Raw genomic sequence first — 4,850 nt, 5'->3', positions numbered from 1 at the left:
AAAGTGGCAGTCAGTCCTTCGGCCAATGCAGTCATTGTGAGCGGCACGCCCAGGGAACTGATGCAGGCGGAAAATCTGGTCAGAGTTCTGGATGTGCCGGAAAAGCAGGTCAAGGTAGAGGCGGAAGTCGTAGCAGTTAACAAGAGCTATGCCAAGGAGCTTGGCATCGACTGGGATTTTAAAAGCCTGACAGGAAGCGCTTCTTATGAACGGGACAGCTGGAGTGAACAGCGCTACGTGACGGACGACAGCGGCAATGTGCTGTATGACAGCGATGGAAATCCCAGAATCAGGAACATAGAAAGGAATGGATGGGATGTGACCATTCCCGACGGGTATGCCGGAATTTCCTATGGCCGTTCTCTGACGGGCCATCCCTATACCTTTTTCTTTCAGGCCAGGCTCAATGCATTGGTGACAGAAGGCAAGGCCAAGGTGCTGGCGCGCCCCAATGTGGTTACCATGAATGGCAGAAAAGCGGAAATCCTGATCGGCAGCCGAATTCCGGTGATTGTGGAACATATGGAAAATGGTGTCAAGACTACGGCCACCGAATATAAGGATGCAGGCATCAAACTGACCTATACTCCCGTGATCAGTCATAAGGATGAAATCACTGCCGATGTGCATGCAGAGGTATCTACGCCCTACCTGGTACCTGAAATGAAGGCCTATCGGATTATTACCCGTTCGGCCAATACCATGGTGCGTCTCAAATCAGGAGATATGCTTACCATTGGAGGACTGATTGACAAGGAACAGGCGAAAACCATGAGAAAGGTTCCTATTTTAGGTGATATTCCTATTCTTGGAAAGCTTTTCCAGAGCCGCAGCACTACCACCGATGAATCGGAAGTGGTAATTATTATAAAAGCGGATATTGTAAAATGACCTGCAGGTTCCGCTTTCATGACAGGCTTACATGCAGGCGGCATATTACATTTATTTAAAGTTTCCGGCGTTATTTTCTATTTAATTAATTGATTTTGGCCTTTTGCATGACAGCAGACAGGATTTTTTAAATAAAGGGCAAGGCGGATTTCAGCCCTGCAGAGAAGCAGCTGCTGCCCTTTGCACCTTTTTGTATATAACAGTGAGAAAGAAATGGCAATTTTAAGAATCAGCGGATTATCAAAATCCTTTGGAATCAAAACCGTTTTTGAAAATGTTTCTTTTGATATAAGAAGCGGAGAAAGAATCGGCCTGGTAGGTGCCAATGGCGCCGGCAAGACTACGCTTTTAAAATGCATCATGGGAACAGAGGAAGCGGACAAGGGCGCGGTCAAAGCCAGTGATGGCGCCATTATCGGCTATCTTAGGCAGGATTTTAACTATACCAGCCATACCATCCGGGAAGAAATGGAAGAGGCCTGGAAAGATGTACTTTATTATAAGGATAAAATGGAGCATCTGGCCAGGGAACTGGAGAATCACAAGAATGATGAAAAGCTGGTGCTTGATTACGGCAGAGCAGAAGAACGGTTTGAGTTCCTGGGCGGCTATGATTATGAATCCACTACCCGTAAAATTTTGATGGGCCTTGGCTTTTCTGATTCTGATTGGGACCGAGATATCCATTCCTTCTCCGGCGGACAGAAAGTCAGAATCAATCTGGCCGCTGCTTTTGTGCGTCATCCGGATTTTCTTCTTCTGGATGAACCGACAAACCATCTGGACATGGGGATGCTGGAATGGCTTGAAGAATATCTCCGCTCCTACAGAGGGGGCATTCTCATGATTTCCCATGACCGCTATTTCCTGGATGCAGCAGCCACGGGAATCATTGATCTGGAAAATCATCATATCCGTTCCTTCCGCGGCGGATATACCCGGTATATGGAAACAAAGGAAAATCAGGACAAGGCCTATCTGAAGGCATACGACAAGCAGCAGGAACATATTAAGGAAACAGAAGAATACATCCGCCGCTATAAGGCAGGCATCAAATCAAAGCAGGCCAGAGGGCGTCAGTCTCAGCTGAACCGCCTTGTAAGGCTGGAAAAACCGGTGCATCAGGCAGTGCTCCGGTTCCATTTTGATCCGCCCCAGGAATGCGCGGACAAGGTACTGGACATACTCCGGGTAGAAGGATCCTATGGGAAGCATGTTCTTTTTAAGAATTTGACGATCCATGTTAAAAAAGGTGAGACCGTAGGGCTTATCGGACCTAACGGCGCAGGCAAGACGACCCTGCTGAAGCTGATTACAGGAGAAAAGAAACCGGATGCAGGATTTATCCAGATGGGGAACAATGTGAAAATGGGATACTATTCCCAGGAACAGGAGCGCCTCCATCCAAAGCTTACAGTGCTGGATGAAATCCGGGATACATTTAATTTTGGAGAGAAGGAAGCCAGAAATGTGCTGGGCATGTTCCTTTTCCGGGGCGATGATGTTTTCAAAACGGTAGGCATGCTTTCCGGCGGCGAAAAGGCCAGACTGTCGCTCCTCTGCCTTTTCCTGGAAAAACCGAATTTTCTGATTCTGGATGAACCGACGAACCATCTGGATATTCCTACCAGGGAAATTATGGAAGATGCGATTCAGGCCTTTGGCGGCACCTGCCTTGTGGTATCCCATGACCGTTATTTCCTGGATAAAGTGGCTGATCGGATCCTTGAACTGGATCAGGGAAAATTGACGGAATACCTCGGAAATTACAGCTACTACAGGGAAAAGAAGAAAGATCTGGAAGAATTTGAAAAAGACAGAAACGGAGAAGCCGAAGAGGAAGACACTGCTGAAACGGAAAAGCAGGCACCGGTAGAGAAGGAGCATCAGGCCAGGACAGAATCCTCGCCGGCAGATGTTTCCAAGCTGAATCATGTGGAAATGGAAATCGGCCGCCTGGAAGCAACGGTAAAAATGTATACGGTGCAGATGGGAATGAATCCGGAAAACTATGAAGAGCTGGCCAAAGAATATGAAGATGCCAGAAAGAAGCTGGATAAGCTCTATGAAAAATGGGATGAGCTGGCGGAAAAGACGGATTCCTGAACCTGACGCAGAGAATGCAGCGGGAAAATTTCCGGTCATAAAAAAGCCCCTGAAAAATGAAATCATTTTTCAGGGGCTTTTACTATGATTTTATCCTACCAGATTCAGCAGGGCCAGCACGATAGTACCGGGAACGCCGAAGAGGGCAACCACAATGCCGTGCATGGTGGTCAGCGTCATATGGGTAATCCCTATGGCATTCAGCAGCCAGAAGAGAAGTCCGCCCATAATGATATTTCCGATAATTTTTTTTACAAACCTGGCGAAAAGGAAAAAGGCGATGATAATGACAATAACGCTTGTAATTCCATAACCGCCAAGTGCGCCTAAGGACTCGAGCATAATATTCAGATTTCCTTTCTGTTTTCCACGGCGCCCGCCAGAGTGATGCCGTCAGTATAGCCTACGGCACCGCCGGCAGGAATGCCCCGGCCGATACGGGTCACTTTGATGCCTGCCGGTTTGATGAGACGGGACAGATAATAGGCGGTAGCCTCTCCTTCCGTGTCAGGATCTGTGGCAATGATGACTTCCTTCACCTCGCTGCTTTCCAGCCGCTTCAGCAGCTCCTTGATTTTCAGCTGCTCCGGACCTATGCCGTCCAGGGGGGAGAGGACACCGTGAAGGACGTGGTACACACCGTGGTATTCCTGGCTCTGCTCCATGGCGGTGACATCCTGAGGCTGCTCCACTACACAGATGGTGGAGTGGTCCCGCCGGTCATCACTGCAGATTTCACAGGGATCGGATGTGGCAAGATTGCAGCAGGTAGAGCAGTAGCAGACTTTGCTTCTGGCATTTTTTATAGTGTCCAGAAAGGTGTCTACTTCCTCCTGTGGACGCTCCAGCATGTAGTAGGCAAGACGCCGTGCACTTTTGACGCCGATGCCGGGAAGCTTTCTGAACTGCAGGGCCACCTCTTCCAGTTCTTTATTCATTAGAACATGCCGCCGGGAAGGCCCAGGCCTCCGGTGACCTGGCTCATGCTCTTCTGTACCATATCGTCGGCTTTCTTTCCTGCTTCATTGACAGCGGTGGTGATCAGGTCTTCCAGCATTTCCGGATCTTCCGGATCAATGGCATCCTTGGAAATTTTAAGAGCTACGATCTGTTTTTCACCGTTCATGGTAAGAGAAACAGCACCGCCGCCTACGGATACATCCACCGTCTGCTTCTTCAGCTCTTCCTGCTTTTTCTGCAGTTCTTCCTGCATTTTTCTTGCTTTTTTCAGCATATTCTGCATCTGTGCTTTATTTCCGAACATAATGGTTCCTCCTTCAGGTTATATGGGAATAGGAAATTTTTGAATCAACCGTATCTTTGCGGAAGTGCATTGTACAAGTTCAGCAGTTCCGTATATCATGATTCAGTCTTTTCATATATATCACAGTCCGTCATTATTTTCAAGGCTTCATTTAAGGATGGATCCTGCCTGTCTCTTTCCGGAATGCGGTCTTTGGAAACCAGGTGGTATTCATTGGCCGGTGCAGCTGCAGAAACCGGTGCTGCCTGACGGGAAGACTGGAGCAGGGCAAAAGCGGCTGCCTCTTCCTCACCGCCTTTAAGCACGGTGTGCAGCTGTATGGGGAATCCGGTAATCTTGGCAAAAGCTTCCGCAGCCACCTTCTGATAGGATTTGTTGTTGCCTGCTGCTACCAGGAACTGCTGGGGAGCAGAAACGATAGCTCTTGCATGGGTGCAGTAAATAAGTGTGCTCTTTCGCAGGCAGGTAAATACATCAATTCTCCGGATCGCCATGAAATAGCTGAGCACCTTCTGCCAGAGAGCGGGATAACCGGCCGGATCAATCAGTGTGGCATCCGGCTTGGGCGCAGAAGGCGCGGCAGCAGGAG

General features: G+C 48.7%; 5 protein-coding genes and 1 pseudogene. 2 read left to right on the top strand and 4 right to left on the bottom strand.

All coding sequences use genetic code 11. The annotated features are described in order from the left end of the window. Both ACI4N7_RS04640 and ACI4N7_RS04635 read left to right on the top strand, forming a co-directional pair. A partial coding sequence (locus ACI4N7_RS04640; protein ID WP_439732197.1) for a type II secretion system protein GspD occupies window positions 1-891 on the top strand: 891 nt, incomplete at its 5' end. Window positions 892-1,104: 213 nt separating this feature from the next. Continuing rightward, window positions 1,105-2,997: an ABC-F family ATP-binding cassette domain-containing protein gene (locus ACI4N7_RS04635; RefSeq protein WP_439732196.1), complete on the top strand. Its 1,893-nt coding sequence runs from the start codon at window positions 1,105-1,107 to the stop codon at window positions 2,995-2,997. 90 nt (window positions 2,998-3,087) lie between these two features. Here the strand turns inward: ACI4N7_RS04635 and ACI4N7_RS04630 are convergent, their stop codons facing one another. The 4 genes and pseudogenes from ACI4N7_RS04630 to ACI4N7_RS04615 form a co-directional block, all read right to left on the bottom strand. Then, window positions 3,088-3,339: an ABC transporter permease gene (locus ACI4N7_RS04630; RefSeq protein WP_439732195.1), complete on the bottom strand. Its 252-nt coding sequence runs from the start codon at window positions 3,337-3,339 to the stop codon at window positions 3,088-3,090. A gap of 5 nt (window positions 3,340-3,344) precedes the next feature. After that, on the bottom strand, window positions 3,345-3,935 hold the full coding sequence (recR, locus tag ACI4N7_RS04625; RefSeq protein ID WP_439732194.1) for a recombination mediator RecR: 591 nt from the start codon (window positions 3,933-3,935) through the stop codon (window positions 3,345-3,347). Continuing rightward, a complete protein-coding gene (locus ACI4N7_RS04620) occupies window positions 3,935-4,261 on the bottom strand; it encodes a YbaB/EbfC family nucleoid-associated protein (RefSeq protein WP_439732193.1) in 327 nt (108 codons plus the stop codon). Before ACI4N7_RS04620 ends, recR begins: the two co-directional genes overlap by 1 nt. Before the next feature lie 95 nt (window positions 4,262-4,356). After that, window positions 4,357-4,850 (bottom strand): annotated as a pseudogene (locus ACI4N7_RS04615) (DNA polymerase III subunit gamma/tau); the annotation flags it as partial.

The organism is Dialister sp. (assembly GCF_051885895.1).
In the GTDB taxonomy this organism is placed as follows: Bacteria; Bacillota; Negativicutes; order Veillonellales; family Dialisteraceae; genus Dialister.
The sequence above is the reverse complement of the archived record's forward strand: the minus strand, read 5'-3'. Positions and strand labels throughout refer to the sequence as shown.